Source organism: Pseudomonas sp. Irchel 3H9, assembly GCF_900187495.1.
Classification (GTDB): domain Bacteria; phylum Pseudomonadota; class Gammaproteobacteria; order Pseudomonadales; family Pseudomonadaceae; genus Aquipseudomonas; species Aquipseudomonas sivasensis.
This window is the reverse complement of record NZ_FYDK01000002.1, coordinates 806,757-822,067: the sequence shown is the minus strand read 5'-3', so window position 1 is coordinate 822,067 and position 15,311 is coordinate 806,757. Positions and strand designations below refer to the sequence as shown.

General features: G+C 59.9%; 13 protein-coding genes. 4 read left to right on the top strand and 9 right to left on the bottom strand.

The window, feature by feature from the left end:
• Nucleotides 1-46: 46 nt before the first annotated feature.
• A complete protein-coding gene (locus tag CKW32_RS09670; protein ID WP_095184738.1) occupies nt 47-1,186 on the bottom strand; it encodes a glycerate kinase in 1,140 nt (379 codons plus the stop codon).
• 91 nt (nt 1,187-1,277) lie between these two features.
• Nucleotides 1,278-2,384 (bottom strand): sugar diacid recognition domain-containing protein, encoded by a 1,107-nt coding sequence (locus CKW32_RS09665; protein ID WP_032885687.1) that lies wholly within the window; start codon nt 2,382-2,384, stop codon nt 1,278-1,280.
• A 161-nt stretch (nt 2,385-2,545) separates the two neighbouring features.
• Here CKW32_RS09665 and CKW32_RS09660 point away from each other — a divergent pair, with 161 nt between their 5' ends.
• Complete coding sequence (locus tag CKW32_RS09660; RefSeq protein ID WP_032885688.1) at nt 2,546-3,856, top strand: MFS transporter; 1,311 nt, start codon at nt 2,546-2,548, stop codon at nt 3,854-3,856.
• 48 nt (nt 3,857-3,904) lie between these two features.
• Here CKW32_RS09660 and CKW32_RS09655 read toward each other — a convergent pair whose 3' ends face one another.
• Nucleotides 3,905-4,609, bottom strand: a complete 705-nt coding sequence (locus tag CKW32_RS09655; RefSeq protein ID WP_095184737.1) for an SDR family oxidoreductase — start codon at nt 4,607-4,609, stop codon at nt 3,905-3,907.
• A gap of 101 nt (nt 4,610-4,710) precedes the next feature.
• On the opposite strand from CKW32_RS09655, the gene CKW32_RS09650 reads away from it, so the two are divergent.
• The 3 genes from CKW32_RS09650 to rarD all read left to right on the top strand — a co-directional run bounded on the left by CKW32_RS09650 (nt 4,711) and on the right by rarD (nt 7,807).
• Complete coding sequence (locus tag CKW32_RS09650) at nt 4,711-5,613, top strand: LysR family transcriptional regulator (RefSeq protein WP_095184736.1); 903 nt, start codon at nt 4,711-4,713, stop codon at nt 5,611-5,613.
• 81 nt (nt 5,614-5,694) lie between these two features.
• Nucleotides 5,695-6,705: an aldo/keto reductase gene (locus CKW32_RS09645; protein WP_095184735.1), complete on the top strand. Its 1,011-nt coding sequence runs from the start codon at nt 5,695-5,697 to the stop codon at nt 6,703-6,705.
• A 220-nt stretch (nt 6,706-6,925) separates the two neighbouring features.
• On the top strand, nt 6,926-7,807 hold the full coding sequence (gene rarD, locus CKW32_RS09640) for an EamA family transporter RarD (protein WP_032885747.1): 882 nt from the start codon (nt 6,926-6,928) through the stop codon (nt 7,805-7,807).
• A 7-nt stretch (nt 7,808-7,814) separates the two neighbouring features.
• Here rarD and CKW32_RS09635 read toward each other — a convergent pair whose 3' ends face one another.
• The 6 genes from CKW32_RS09635 to hppD all read right to left on the bottom strand — a co-directional run bounded on the left by CKW32_RS09635 (nt 7,815) and on the right by hppD (nt 15,166).
• Nucleotides 7,815-8,564 carry a molecular chaperone gene (locus CKW32_RS09635; RefSeq protein WP_095184734.1) on the bottom strand — a complete coding sequence of 250 codons (750 nt, stop codon included), beginning with the start codon at nt 8,562-8,564 and terminating at the stop codon, nt 7,815-7,817.
• On the bottom strand, nt 8,561-9,610 hold the full coding sequence (locus CKW32_RS28070) for a fimbrial protein (protein ID WP_143499350.1): 1,050 nt from the start codon (nt 9,608-9,610) through the stop codon (nt 8,561-8,563). Before CKW32_RS28070 ends, CKW32_RS09635 begins: the two co-directional genes overlap by 4 nt.
• A gap of 44 nt (nt 9,611-9,654) precedes the next feature.
• On the bottom strand, nt 9,655-12,255 hold the full coding sequence (locus CKW32_RS09625) for a fimbria/pilus outer membrane usher protein (protein ID WP_256585285.1): 2,601 nt from the start codon (nt 12,253-12,255) through the stop codon (nt 9,655-9,657).
• A 152-nt stretch (nt 12,256-12,407) separates the two neighbouring features.
• Nucleotides 12,408-13,184 (bottom strand): molecular chaperone, encoded by a 777-nt coding sequence (locus CKW32_RS09620; RefSeq protein WP_241150158.1) that lies wholly within the window; start codon nt 13,182-13,184, stop codon nt 12,408-12,410.
• 108 nt (nt 13,185-13,292) lie between these two features.
• Complete coding sequence (locus CKW32_RS09615) at nt 13,293-13,856, bottom strand: fimbrial protein (RefSeq protein ID WP_032885692.1); 564 nt, start codon at nt 13,854-13,856, stop codon at nt 13,293-13,295.
• A 233-nt stretch (nt 13,857-14,089) separates the two neighbouring features.
• Nucleotides 14,090-15,166 (bottom strand): 4-hydroxyphenylpyruvate dioxygenase, encoded by a 1,077-nt coding sequence (gene hppD / locus CKW32_RS09610; protein WP_032885693.1) that lies wholly within the window; start codon nt 15,164-15,166, stop codon nt 14,090-14,092.
• Nucleotides 15,167-15,311: the final 145 nt, after the last annotated feature.

The window sequence follows — 15,311 nt, the reverse complement described above, 5'->3', positions numbered from 1 at the left end:
CCGTGTCGAAAAAAGGCGCGGATTGTCCCATGTTCGAGAGGTGGCGTCAGTGCTTGGCCGCCACGCGCCACACCCGCGCAATGTCCGCCGCCCGCTCGCGCAATAAGCGCGGGGCCTCACTGCACGCCTGTTCCAGGCTCATCGGCCCGTTCGGCAAGGCGAAGGCGGCGTCGACGCCGTGGGCGTACATTTGCTCGTAGCCGTCGCCCAGGGTGCCTGCGATGACGATCACGGGCACGCCGTGCTGCTGGGCGATACGAGCGACGCCAAAAGGGGTTTTGCCGCGCAGGGTCTGGGCGTCGAAGCGGCCCTCGCCGGTGATGACCAGGTCAGCGTCGCGTACGACGGCGTCCAGGCCAACCAATTCGGCGACGACTTCCACACCGGCTCGAAACTGCGCACCGAGAAAGGCCTTGGCGGCGAAGCCCAGGCCGCCGGCGGCGCCGCTGCCGGGTTCGTCGCGCACGTCCTTGGGCAAGACCTTGGCGCAGTGATCGGCGAAGTGGCTGAGGGCCGCGTCCAGTTGTTGGACGTGTGCGGGACTGGCGCCTTTCTGTGGGCCAAAAATGGCTGAGGCACCGTGGGGGCCACACAGGGGATTGTTGACGTCGGCCGCGATTTCAAAGCGCACCTCAGACAGGCGCGGATCAAGCCGCTCAAGGCTGATATGGGCCAGGCCAGCTAAGGCCAAACCGCCCGGCGCCAGCACTTGGGAGTGGGCATCAAACAAGTGCACGCCAAGCGCCTGCATCGCCCCCGCGCCTCCATCGTTGGTGGCACTGCCACCAATTGCCAGGATGATGCGCTCTGCGCCGGCATCCAGGGCGGCGCGGATCAGCTCGCCGGTACCGTAAGTGCTGCTGATACACGCATCGCGCTGTCCTGGTGGGACCAATTGCAAGCCGCTGGCTTCGGCCATTTCGATGATCGCCGTGTGGCTGTCGGCCAACCAGCCCCAGCGCGCGTCAACCGTCGCGCCCAACGGTCCGCGAACCGCCTGGCGGCGCAGCTCGCCGTTGCAGGCGGCGAGTACCGAGTCCACCGTTCCTTCACCGCCGTCCGCCATCGGGCACTGGATCAACTGCGCGTCCGGCCAGACCTCCGCCAAGCCTTGGGCAATGGCCTGGGCAACGCCTTCGGCACTCAGGCTGTCCTTGAACGAGTCGGGGGCGATGATGATTTTCATGGGCTTTCTCCGGTTTTTATGACGCCCATGCTGCCAGTTGGCACCGGGAATGACGCCGGTCCGATGCACAAGTGCGGGTGAGGTTTGTTGTTCATTCCGACAAAGCCTGGGGCAACAGCTGGACGCCCAGGTACAGGGCGAGCATGCCGTCCAGAGTCAGCGGGTCGACGCCACTGAGTTCAGCGATGCGCTCCATGCGGTAACGCAGACTGTTGCGGTGGATACCCAGCGCGTCGGCGCAGGCCTGGCTTTGGCCATCGTGCTCGCACCAACTGCGCAGCGTGGCCAGCAATTGGCCGTTGTTGTCCTTGGCGAGCACTTTGCGCAGGGGGTTGAGCAGTTCGTCGAGGGCGTCGTCGTTGCGATGGCGCCAGAGCATCACCGGCAGGCGATAACGGTTGAGGGTCAGCAGCCGTGAGTGCGGCAGTACATCGCGACCGTAGGCCAGTAAGTCACCCACGCGCCGATAGCAACGGCGCAGCCCGGCCAGTCCTTCCGCTTGCCCGCCGACGGCTACGCGCAGCACATTCCAACCTTGGCCTTCGAGCTTTTCCAGCAGGCGCGGATTATCCACTTGCACCGCCGCGGGCCGGCACCATAACAACGAGAACTGCGCCGAGCTGACGCACCAACTGTCCGGATAGCGCGACGTCAGCCACGCGCTCAATGCCTCCGCCGACTGGCCCGGCCCCAGTTCGAAAAGGTACGGCGTGCGCGCCAGCTGCGGCTTGAGTCCCAGTTGCTGAGCTTCGTCGACCAGGCGCGGCGAATCACCGGTTTCGGCGAGGAGCAACGCCAATAGATCGTCGCAACGCTGGCGTCGCCATTGCTGCTCGGCTTGCTGATGGCGATGGCTGACCAACATTTCTGCGGTCATACGCACCAGTTCCGCGTAGGTGCGCAGCAGTTCAGGTTCGCCGGTGATACCCAGCACGCCGATCAGACGCTGATCGTGCATCAGCGGCAGGTTGATACCCGGCTGTACGCCCTTGAGGTGTTTGGCGGTCTGGCCGTCGATTTCCACCACGCGACCATTGGCCAGCACCAGTTGCGCACCTTCATGGCGGGTGTTGATGCGCTCGGACTCACCACTCCCGAGAATCAGGCCCTGGCTGTCCATGACATTGACGTTGTAGGGCAAAATCGCCATGGTCCGATCGACGATGTCCTGTGCCAAGTCATGATCCAACTCGAACATGAGTCTAAATTCCTAAAAAAGCATGGTTGTTCATCGGCACAGCGCAAAGTTTCCATCACTGTGCGCGAGCACAAAGACAGCACCCCGCCCCGTGGCCGAGACTCGTTGAGCGATCAACGTTACCCTCGCATCGCGAAAAATCATAATAAAGAGAGAACGCCATGTCACAGAGCGCCGCTGCCACACTGGCCACCGATGACGATAAAAACGCCATCTACAAGCGCATTACCCTGCGCCTGATCCCCTTCATTTTCATCTGCTATCTGTTCAACTACCTTGACCGGGTCAACGTTGGCTTTGCCAAGTTGCAGATGCTTGATGCGCTGAAATTCAGTGAAACCGTGTACGGCCTGGGGGCCGGGATTTTCTTCATTGGCTACGTGCTGTGCGGCGTACCGAGCAACCTGGCGCTGACCAAGTTCGGTCCACGGCGCTGGATCGCGTTGATGATGATCGTGTGGGGCACCTTGTCCACGTGCCTGCTGTTCGTCACCACGCCGACGCATTTCTACACCTTGCGCCTGTTCACGGGCGCCGCCGAAGCCGGCTTCTTCCCTGGTGTGGTGCTTTACCTGTCGCAGTGGTTCCCAACGTTCCGCCGTGGACGGATCATGGCGCTGTTCATGTCGGCGATTCCGGTGTCCGGCTTACTCGGCAGCCCGTTCTCCGGCTGGATCCTCAACCACTTCGCCGCCGGCCAAGGCGGTTTGGCGGGTTGGCAGTGGATGTTTCTGCTGCAAGGCATCCCCACCGTAATCCTCGGCGCCCTCGCCTACTTCCTGCTCAGTGACACGTTTGCCCACGCCAAGTGGCTCAAACCCCACGAGCGTGCGGTACTGGAAGCCGACCAGGCGACGGACCTGGCCAACAAGCCGAAAACCACCACCGATTCCCTCGCCGAAGTGTTCAAGAACCCAGCGATCTGGGCATTCGGCCTGATCTACTTTTGCATCCAGAGTGGTGTGTACGCGATCAACTTCTGGCTGCCGTCGATCATCAAGAACCTGGGGTTCAGCGATAACTTGGTGATCGGCTGGCTCAGTGCGATTCCGTATTTGCTGGCGGCGGTCTTTATGCTGCTGGTGGGCCGCTCCGCAGACTTGCGCAAAGAGCGCCGCTGGCACTTAGTGGTGCCCATGTTGATGGGCGCGATTGGTCTGGTGATTGCGGTGAACTTCGCCACGACCCCGGCGATTGCGATTCTGGGCCTGACGATCGCCACCATGGGTGCCCTCACCGGTCTGCCGATGTTCTGGCCAGTGCCGACTGCGATGCTCAGCGCGGGCGCGGCGGCGGGTGGTTTGGCGTTGATCAACTCCATGGGCCAGATGGCGGGCTTTCTCAGCCCGTACATCGTGGGCTTTGTAAAGGATGCGACGGGGTCCACCGATATTGCGTTGTACCTACTGGCGGCGGTGATTGTGGCCGGTAGTGTGTTGGCGTTGCGGATGACGCGCACCCTCAAGGCTTGACGGCGTCCATGTGGGAGGGGGCAAGCCCCTCCCACATCTCGTCCGCGCTTACAGCAGCCCGCCGCCGTCGATATCAATGACAGCACCGGTCATGTAGCCATTTTCCATGGCCAGCACATACCCCGCCGCCACTTCCTCTGCCTGCCCCACGCGCCCCACCGGCAACGCGCCACCGGCCTTGGCAAACATCGCCAGGCGCTGGTCCTCGGCCAACCCTGCATACGCCGGGGTATCAATCACACCGGGACTCACCACGTTGACGCGTCGCGGCGCCAACTCCTTTGCCAACTGCTTGCCCAGGGCTTCAGTGGCCGCGTTGATACCAACTTTGATGAACTGGCCCGGCGCCAACTTACGGCCAAGTTGCCCGGAGGTCAGACTGATACTCCCGCGCTCATCTAGGAAAGGCAGCGCCTGCTGGATCGCCCGCAACGCGCCCCAGAGTTTCACGTTGAAGTTGTCCTGGGCCTCGTCCAGATCGGTTTCGATCAAGGTCTTGGCGCGTACCGAAGGGCCGGAGGTGTACACCAGATGGTCAAAACGCCCGACGGTTTCGAACAAACGCTGCAGGGAGTCGGGGTCGGTGACATCCACTGGCTCGCTGCGTAGGCCGTTGTCGCGGCCCGACGATAGGCGCCGTCCCGCCAACACCACCTGAGCACCGCGTGCAGCGGCGGCCTTGGCCACCGCCGCGCCAATGCCACTGCTGCCGCCGATCACGACGACCGTTTTACCGTTGAGGGAAGATGCCATGGGGAGATGTCCTGGGTCAGAAAGTGAGCGTTCATCTTCCCAGCTTGGCAATCGACGAAAAATCCCGGTAAAACGACAAGATCTTTAAAGGATTTTTACAAATGAGCTCAATCCTGGACCTTGAAGTTTTTGTGCGCACCGCCGACACGGGCAGTTTGTCCGCCGCCGCGCGCGGCCTGGGGTTGACCCCTGCTGCGGCCAGCATCGCCCTCAAGCGTCTGGAAACACGGCTGGGCATTCGCCTGCTCGCGCGCTCTACCCGCAGCATGCGCCTGACCGAGGAAGGCAAGCGCTACCTGGACAGCGTGCGCGAAGCCCTGGCCGCATTGGCCGAAGGTGAACAAGCCCTCAAGCAGCACAGCCAGGGGTTGACCGGATTGCTGCAATTGGCCGCGCCGTCGGATTTTGGACGCAATGTCGTCTTGGGCTGGCTGGACGAATTCAAGGCGGAACACCCGAATATCCGTCTGCAATTGCTGCTCAACGACAGCAATGCTGACCTTTTCCGCGACACCGTCGATATCGCCCTGCGCTTCGGCGTACCCCGTGACTCCAGTCTGGTGGCACTGCCTGTCGTGCCCGGTCACCAGCGCATTGCATGTGCCAGCCCCGAGTACCTCGCGCGTCACGGCACACCCACGACGCCCGCGCAGTTGGCGCAACACAACACACTGCGGTACATGCGTCAGGGGCGCGCCAACAGTACGTGGTTCTTTCGCCAGGGCAGCGAGCTGCAGGAAGTCCACGTAACAGGCGATTACCTGAGCGACGACGGTGAAATTGTGCGGCGCTGGGCGTTGGCCGGTCACGGCATCGCCTATAAAGCCAACCTGGATATCGCCCGGGATCTGAAGGCCGGCCGCCTGGTGCACTTGTTGCCGGATTGGCAAGGCGAACCGACGCCATTCAACCTGATGTGCCCGCACCGCCTGCAAGTGTCGGAGCGGGTAAAAGTGCTGCATCGGTTTCTCCACGTGCGCTGCCACGCGTTGCTGAGCGAATGAAGAAACACGCTCAGGGCTTGTTCCAGAGCCTCTGAGTCTGGTATTGCATGGATGACGTCTCACAGCCGCAAGGAGCTTTGCATGATTTACCGCACATTGGGCCAGTCCGGTTTGAAGGTCAGCGCCTTGACGCTGGGCACCATGATGTTTGGCGAGCAGACCAATACCGAGGACTCGCTGCGCATCATCGATAAGGCCTGGGATCAGGGCATCAATTTTATCGACACGGCCGACGTATACACCGGCGGACGCTCCGAGGAACTCGTCGGCGAAGCCATTGCCCGACACCGCCAGGATTGGGTGGTGGCGAGCAAAGTCGGTTTCGGTCCGCCGGACGGTTTGCCCAACCGCAGTGGCTTGAGTCGCAAACGGATTTTCAATGCGCTCGACGCCAGCCTGACCCGACTCGACACCGATTACGTCGACATCTACTACCTGCACCGCGAAGACCACGCTACCCCTCTGGAGGTCACGATTTCTGCGATTGGCGACTTGATCCGCCAGGGCAAGATCCGCTACTGGGGCTTATCCAACTACCGCGGTTGGCGCATTGCCGAGGTGATCCGCGTGGCCGAGCGTTTGGGCGTGGACAGGCCGGTGATCAGCCAACCGCTGTACAACATCGTCAACCGTCAGGCTGAAGCGGAGCAGATTACCGCCGCTGCCGCCTATGGCCTGGGCGTGGTGCCTTACAGCCCGCTGGCCCGAGGCGTGCTCAGCGGTAAATACGCGCCGGATGTCACGCCAGAACCGGGCAGCCGCGCCGCACGCCAGGATAAACGTATCCTGGAAACCGAATGGCGCGTGGAGTCGCTGCGCATTGCCCAGCAAATTCAGCAATATACCCAGGGACGTGGTGTGGGGATCGTCGAGTTTGCCATCGCCTGGGTATTGAACAACTCAGCGGTGAGTTCGGCGATTGTCGGACCGCGTACCGAGGCCCAGTGGGATGCCTACACCGGCGCGCTGGACGTCAAGATCACGGCTGAGGATGAAGCGTTTATCGATTCATTGGTGACATCGGGGCACTCGTCCACCCCAGGGTTCAATGATGTTAGCCACTATGTCTCGGGGCGCGTCGCTCGCTCGTAGTCGAGTGCTGTTGGGGCGAGCGGCAGCGGGTGTTGACCGAAAGAGGTTGCGGGGCTGCATCGCAGCCCAACACGGGCAAGCCCGCTCGCCACCGGGATAGGAGAAATTTTATGGCGTGAGAAAATTTCCCACCAATCGCCCCAAAACAGAGCAGCCGTTTCACGCCGCAAGCACCATAATGCCCGCCTCTCTTGTACAAATCGGTTTTCGCGAGGACAGCGTGTCTAAAGGTGTTGTGTTATCGGTCTCGGCCTCGGTGTTGTTTGCCGTGATGTATTACTTCACATCGTTGCTCACGCCGTTGAGCGGTCTGGAGATTTTCGGCTGGCGCATGCTGCTGACTGTGCCGTGCATGACGGTGTTCATGATCGTCAGCGGCGAATGGCGGCGTGTTTGGGAATTGCTGCAGGTTCTGGCGGCAAAGCCTCGATTGATCGCAGGCGTCGTGTTGTCTTCGGCCTTGCTGGGCGTGCAGCTGTGGTTGTTCATGTGGGCACCGCTGAACGGGCGCAGCCTGGATGTTTCGGTGGGTTACTTTCTGCTGCCATTGACCATGGTGCTCACCGGACGGCTGGTATGGGGTGAGCAGCTGTCCTATCTGCAAAAGATCGCAGTGTTCTTTGCAGGTCTTGGGGTACTCAACGAGTTGTACCAAGCCGGTGGGTTTTCGTGGGCAACGCTGGTGGTGATCATTGGCTATCCGCTTTACTTCATCGTGCGCAAATACCTTAAGACCGATAACTTGGGTGGGCTCTGGCTGGATATGGCGCTGATGCTGCCGGTGGCTTGGTGGTTCGTGCAAAGCGGCGAGCAAGGTTTTGCGGTGATGGATGTGCACCCAAAGCTTTACGCATTGATTCCCATGCTGGGTCTGATCAGCGCCTCTGCATTGGTGAGCTACATCATTGCCAGCCGATTACTGTCGTTCAGCCTGTTCGGGCTGCTCAGCTATGTCGAGCCGGTGCTCTTGCTGTTCGTAGCCTTGCTGCTGGGTGAAGGCATCAAGGCCGGCGAATGGCTGACCTATATCCCGATTTGGATCGCAGTCATGGTGCTGGTGTTCGAAGGGTTCAAGCACCTGGTACGCCAGCGCAGGGCTTGAACCGTCTTTACTTGGTATTGCCCAACAGCGCCGAATGCGTTTGGGTTGCACCTTGATCGTCAAGTGTAGTGAAGCGCACTGTTGCACTGCCCGCCGCGCCGTGCGGCAGCCTTGGCATCGTCACGACGGCGGTGGATCGTGGTGCGATCATCGGCGGGTCTTCGCTGTGGTATTCAACGCCCTCGCGTGTCACAACGATGCCGGACAGCGTGACGTGGTAATCGCCGGGGTTATTCACGTGTAGCGTCGACTCATCCCCGGTAACTAATTGCCATTTCAAGTCATTAATCGAGCTTGCCGCCGTCCCCGCTAGTTGATTCGGCCGCAAGAACAATTTAACCCGCGTACGAAATGCCAGATTCACTTGGTTATTTTGCACAGCGGGCTCGCCTGTCGGCCTGATCGCAAGCACGTTGAGCCAATACACTGATTCCCGGTCCTCGTTCGTGTGTGAAGACGATTGATAGAGCACGCGCAGCGCTCGTCCACTGCCGGCCTCCATGCGGAAAATCGGTTGAGTGACAGTGAACGGCACATCACTGTTTTCAGGTGACGCCTCGCTATCGTTGGCGTCGATCCATACCTGGACCAGCCGCGGGCCATCCGTTTCATTGGTAAGGTTGACCGTTACTTCGCGGGCTTGAGCCGGATAGATCACACGGGTACGGTCGATGACGATTTCGCCTTGGACCAGAGGTGCCTGCAGCGCCATCAGCAGCCCTATCACGTTGAGCCTTCGCAGGAACGTCCGGCTCATCGGTAACTCATCGTGAACGTCGCCACACCATTTGCGCTGCCAGGAGCGATCGTCTGTTGTGTCTGGATATAGCGCGCAGTCAGCGGAATTTGCACCGTGCCATTGCCCGTCGTCCCCACCAGCCATTGATTAGGGTTGCCCACGCTTGAGGAGTCCGCACCGTAACGAACCAGAATATTGCCGCCGCGTACCAACTGCAGGGCCACGCCCTTGGCCTGGGAACTTGCAGTCAGGGACAGCACATCGCTGCGATTCGAGCGGGTGGTATGGTCAGTGACGGTGATAAACACATCACGCGTGCCGCCGGTGCCGCCTTCGCACAAGAGCGTGATATTGCGGGTTACGCTGCCGGCATGACTGCCGACGCCACGGAACGCCGTAACCGGTACGCTTCCCAAAGACATCGCAATGGAGGGCGTCGAAACCCGGCATGTCGGCTTTAGGGGTGGGCTAATGACCAGCGCCTGCATATTGACCGGATGATACCCAGGGGCTGAGGTATTGGTATTTTGCACCCTGTAATGCGCGACAGTGCGTGTGGGCACAGTCCCCGGAGAAATCGCCCCTCCCGTGGCCACCAGGTAAAGCCGTCCCTGCAGGCCCCAGACAACTGGCTTGGGATACTTCACCCTGAGCAGTGATGCTGCCGATTGACCGACAGCGGCGAAGCCATGATTCGGGTCGCGGGCCATCATTGCAAACCCAACCCCGGGCACGCCTGTGGCGAACACTGGCATGGACACACCGTTGGCGTTGAATGTCCTGCCAGTGGAGCTGGAGTTGACCGCGTTGATCGTCGCAGTTACCCAGTGGAAATCGCTCCAGAAGTCGTAACGGCACTGCATGACACTTGCCGGTGCATTGAAGGGATAGCCTCCCGCCAAACCGATCACTTGCCCGACCTGAGGGTTGGTCGGGGGGATGATGGGGGCAATGTGGATCGCCGTTGCCCCTTGCGGATAACAATCCCCACCTGAAAAAGCATGCGCTTGCATCGCTAGCATCCAGCCGCCCAACGTCGAGGCAGCAAGCCAAGATAAGTTCATACAAAAGTCCTCTGCTGGTGCCCCACAGATGTGGCACCGAATATTCACGGGTGCCGTTCAATACTGCCGGCTACTTGGCGAACCGAGCTGGGTACGCACAACCCTTGGAGATAGTCGACGTCTTGCTGGCGGCTGTTCGCGGCATGCGCAGCCATCTGGTAGTGGACGTCGCATCGTTCAGAAATTTTTTCACCCCATTTGACGATCAACGTGCCGGCAGCCGGGATATCGCGCACAAAAGCTTTGCTGGCTTGGCCCACTACGCCGACTTCCCGGCCTTGCTGGTCCAGAACCTGAGCCGCAAATGGCAGCGGCGTGCCATTCTGCTTTTTGGCCTGGACGATCACCGCCCGCCCGCTGACGGTCTTGAACTCCACCAATTGCACTGCACCGAGGGTTGGAACGATATCCAGGCTCGACTCTTGAAGCTCCACGTCCATGGACATGCCTTGTGGATCAACACTCACCGTATTGTTTTGGAATGCCCTGAGTGACGGAACCACGGCATACCCGCTGCTATTGATGCGTGTAACACCGTCGTGGCCCAACACTGCGCCTTCGGCATCCGGCACATGAACCAGCGCAGAGGCCTCTCCCAGGCTTTGCGAAAACGTCACGCCGCCAGCGTGAGCGACGATGCCGCCATCGGCGCCAAATGAAAGCTGGGATCTATCGCGGCTCTGACCATAGCCTGCACGCACGCTGGCGGAACCGGTGCGGTACCCTGCGTGGGTGTTAAGTTGCCTGGAACTCGATTGATCACTGGTCGCGCGGCTGGCGGAAAAACCGTAGTCGAACTCGGCGTTCTCGCCCAGGAAGCCGTTGATGCCCACCTGCTGCTGGCTGCCCCGTGTATCGCCACTGTCCCGAGACAGCGAAGTATTGATGGTCGGCGACCTCGGCTCGCTCCCCAGCGGCATCGATAAAGTCAGCATGTAGCGGTTATCAATGCGCCCGGGTTGGCCGATACGCCCGAAAAACACATCGTCACTGAGCTCGCTTTGAGTCAGTTGTCGCGTGTCCTGGACCCTTGAGCGCTGCGCCGAGAGGTTCCAGTTGACCTTGTTCCAGGTCGAGCCGTAACTGGCGGTGAATGAAACCTGGCGCCCTTCCTGCCCGCCCCAATAGTCGACAGAGCTGCCGTACAGGCTCAAGGTGCCTATGCCCAAATGCTGGCTGATGGTCAGGTCGAGCCGACTTTTTTGCCGGGCATAACCGTTGACATCACCGGACTGGCGAGCGATTTCACGCACATTCAGTGCATCCGGAAGGTTCAGGTAACCCTCTGTAGAGAACCGGTATGCACCCAGCGCAAAATGCGTACCCGAGGCGGGCAGACTTTTGTTGTAGCCCACGCCCAGGCTTTGGCCGGACAGGCGTCCATGATCAGCTACCTTGGTATGCGAGGTGGCGCCGTCCAGCGAGAAAGCACCGATGGACGTATTCAATGCAATACCGACCTTGCCCTGCTCATAACCGTTGGAAAGACTGCCGCCGCCATACACCGTCAAGTCATCGGTCAAGCCGTGTTGGAGAGTGCCTTGAAAGACGTTTGCGCCCTTGGCATCAATGCCCTTTTGCTGCACCTCACCCAAGGTGGCGCTGTATTTTGTCGTGTCGGCCCGCAGTAATTCCGGGGCCACCGAGTACGGCACGACGAAGGTGTTTCGACGCCCGTCGACTTCCGTCACGCTGACGATCAAATCACCGCCATAACCCGTGGCATGCAAATCACTGATGACAAAAGGGCCAGGCGCGACTGTCGTCTCATAAATGGTGTACCCGTTCTGGCTGACGGTGACCGTTGCATTACTGTCGGCGACACCGCGTACCTGCGGTGCATAACCTTGCTGCGTCTGCGGACGCATGCGGTCGTCGGTTGCCAGGCTTACGCCTCGCACGCGTACCCCGTCGACAATCTGTCCGTTGCTGAAGGTGTCTCCAATAGTGAGTTGTGATTGCCAGGGGATGATGCTGCGCTGCACATAAGTGGACGTGTTCTGATAAGTCTCAAACCCTGTGCGGTTGCTCCAGGCTTGGGCACCTTGGTGCCGCAAGCGCCAGGCGCCCAGATTAATCCCCGCATTGAGGCCCAGGTAAGTGCGACCGTCGCCTTCACCAGCGGTGACCGCATTGGTACTGAAGTTGTAATTGAGCAGCCCGGCGGTAATGCCCTCATCCAACAACTCGGGGTCAATGTAGCCGCGCATCGACCGGTTCATGTAGGCCTGCGGCACGCTGGCGGCTAACTCAAGGGCGCCCGGATCGAACGAGCTGGACGCCATCGGAATCCACTGCCCCAGGTCGCCGCAATACTGGCCGGCTGCGGCAGGGTTCGCGAGCTCGCGCCCACGGGTATCGGTATCGACTTTATCCATCGCGATACCGATTTTTTCCAATACTTCGCGACTCAAACACGGCTGCGCACCGGTCTTTGCGTGGGCCGCGACGAACTCCACCTCCCTGCGCCCCAAAGCCTGGCCGTTGACCACGATATCTATGCGATATAGGCCAGGACTCATCTGGTTGCCGGTATTGAACCGTGACATGTCAACCGACGATGCCAGGCCGCTGGAGAATGCGTTCAGATCAAAGCTCAACTCAGACGCAAGCGCGGAATCGCTTGCGATTACGGCCGCACTCATCAAACCGCCCAACATCATCTTTCGATGCTGGAATGGCAAAATCGGGGCGCAACGATGCACCCGTACTTGGATGTGACTAGGCATAGTTATGACTTCAGTGGACGCTGAGAAATGTACGTTTGCTTGCGATCAGCAACGTTCCGGGGACGCGTTCAGCGATGCAATACAGCAGGCTGCGCCGATGAAAAGCTGCCGAAATCGTTGATGTAGGTGAAATTCACCCGCGCATCGGCGGGTATTACCTTCGCGGCGTTCGGCACCGGCAACTTCAACGTGCCTCCCGGTTCCACCATCGCTTCGGGCAGTGACAATTTTTTCGCGTCGGGATGGGAGCCCATAAGCAGGTAAATGTCGTTGAAGGTGACGTGATAAGCCGAAGGGTTGTGCACCTGTATCACGGTGTCTTGGGCGACCTGCTCCAGGGACCAGCGCAACAGCCCTGGCGCCTCCTCGGGTGTTCCAGATAACTGCGCCGGGCGAAAAAACACCTTGGTGCGGATACGGAACGCAAACTTGAAGTGATTCCGCTGGCTGTCTTCGAGGGTGGGATCAAACTCATTGGTGGCGCCCGGCACTTCAAGTACGTTCAACCAAAACAGCGACTCTCTATCCGCAGGTAGCGGTGCCTTGGTGTAGGACAAGCGCATGAACTGGCTTTTGCCGGCGTCCAGGCGAAATACCGGGGGAGACAGCACGAAAGGCACATCGCTCAGTGTCGGCGCTGCCTCGGCATCACCTGCGTCCAGCCACGCCTGGACCAGACGGGGTGCGTGTTTGTCATCATTGGTCACTCGTATGGTGACCTCGCGTCGCTGCTCGGGGTAAATCTGTCGCGTACCGTCGATAACTACCCCCGCGTGCGCCGCATGCGAGGCTATGCACAAGGCCAGACTCAGCGCGACGGACACCACGCGATGACTTAAGAACATCATTAAATCCTGCATCGGGTAATCCTTGAAAACAGTTGTCCTGCGCCCGACCGCAGGGTCGAGCGAGGATCTCAGGCAACAAACGCAATGGTTATCAGCGCGGCTGCATCAAGGAAAGGTGACCGAGTACTGCACGCTGCTGGTGACATTGCCCGCGCCTGCCGCTCCGCCATTGGCGATGTAGCGTGCGTAGAACGGTAAGGTCGCCAGACCATTGGTCACGGTGGCAACGGTTGAGTTATTACCTACGCGCAAGTCCATTGGCGTGTTGGAAGCGCCATCGAGAATTTGTACCTCCACCCGCGAGGCGGGTGTTGCAGTGGCGGTATTACGCAGGTTGCCGGTTGCCGGGTTGATGCCAGGGCTGGTCGGCTCGTAACGTACGGCGACCTTGGTACCGTTCGGGCATCCGCCCGAGCCGCCCACATAGACAAAGTAGCGCTTGCTGCCGGCCGTATCGCCTGCGGCCTTGAGGGCCGAGGTTTGCACGCGATCAAGAACGACCGGGAAGTTGGCACCTGAACCTGGCGAGGCTCCGGTGCCGCCGCTGATGGTGCAGGTAGTGCCACTGACCGAGCCGGTGATCGTGATGGTACCGTCTGCTGCATAAGCGGAGCTGGCAGCGAAGCCGCACAAAGCCAGCACTGCAGCCGCCAGAGTGTGTTTTGTCATAATCAGTCTTTCCTTAAAATTAGGGGTCGCGAAACGCACACTTATGACGCAGGAGAGGATCAGCTCTTGCGACGTCCATGGGTGGAGTCTCGTAAAATTTTGTTCCACAGCCCCAAGGAGTTGTCTGTTGCAAAACCTTTCTGACGTGTTTGGCAGGCAAAAAAAAAGCTCCGTACCTTTCGATACGGAGCATGTTCTTGAATTGCCCGAAAAGCCTGACAGGCTTTGGATGGCTAGTCGGCGGTCAATACGCCACGGCGGACTTGATCGCGCTCAATCGACTCAAACAACGCCTTGAAGTTGCCCTCGCCAAACCCATCATCGCCTTTGCGCTGGATGAACTCGAAAAACACCGGGCCCATCAGGGTTTCCGAGAAGATTTGCAGCAGCAGGCGCTTGTCACCTTCGATGGATGAGCCGTCCAGCAGGATGCCACGAGCCTGCAACTGATCCACCGGTTCACCGTGATTCGGCAGGCGGCCTTCGAGCATTTCATAGTAGGTGTCCGGCGGCGCGGTCATGAAGCGCATGCCGATCTTCTTCAGCGCGTCCCAGGTTTTGACCAGGTCGTCGGTGAGGAACGCAACGTGCTGGATGCCTTCGCCGTTGAACTGCATCAGGAACTCTTCGATCTGCCCGGCGCCCTTGGACGACTCCTCGTTCAGCGGGATGCGGATCATGCCGTCCGGCGCGCTCATGGCCTTGGAGGTCAAGCCGGTGTATTCGCCCTTGATATCGAAGTAACGCGCCTCACGGAAGTTGAACAGCTTCTCGTAGAAGTTCGCCCAGTAAGCCATGCGCCCGCGATAGACGTTATGAGTCAGATGGTCGATGACCTTCAGGCCTGCGCCTTGTGGGTTGCGCTCCACGCCGTCGAGGTAGACGAAGTCGATGTCATAGATCGAGCTGCCTTCACCAAACCGGTCGATCAAGTACAACGGCGCGCCGCCGATGCCTTTGATTGCCGGCAGGTTCAGCTCCATCGGCCCGGTTTCGATATGGATTGGTTGAGCGCCCAACTCCAGTGCGCGGGTATAGGCTTGTTGCGAGTCCTTGACGCGGAATGCCATGCCGCAGACTGACGGGCCATGCTCGGCCGCGAAATACGAGGCGATGCTGTTGGGTTCGTTGTTGAGGATCAGATTGATCTCGCCCTGGCGGTACAGGTGCACGTTCTTGGAGCGGTGGGTCGCGACTTTGCTGAAGCCCATGATCTCGAAGATCGGCTCCAGGGTGCCCGGGGTCGGCGATGCGAATTCAATAAATTCAAAGCCCATCAGGCCCATTGGGTTTTCGTGTTGGACGGTCATGGTCGGTGCCTCATCATTCTTGTAAGTAGCAAGGGGTTATTTGCAAGCAAGGATGAGGTAGGAGGGAGGCGCGCAGGACAGGCCTCGCACGCTGCGGGCGAGGAAGTCACCAAAGATGAGGGGGGAGCCGAGTCGCTTCATGGTT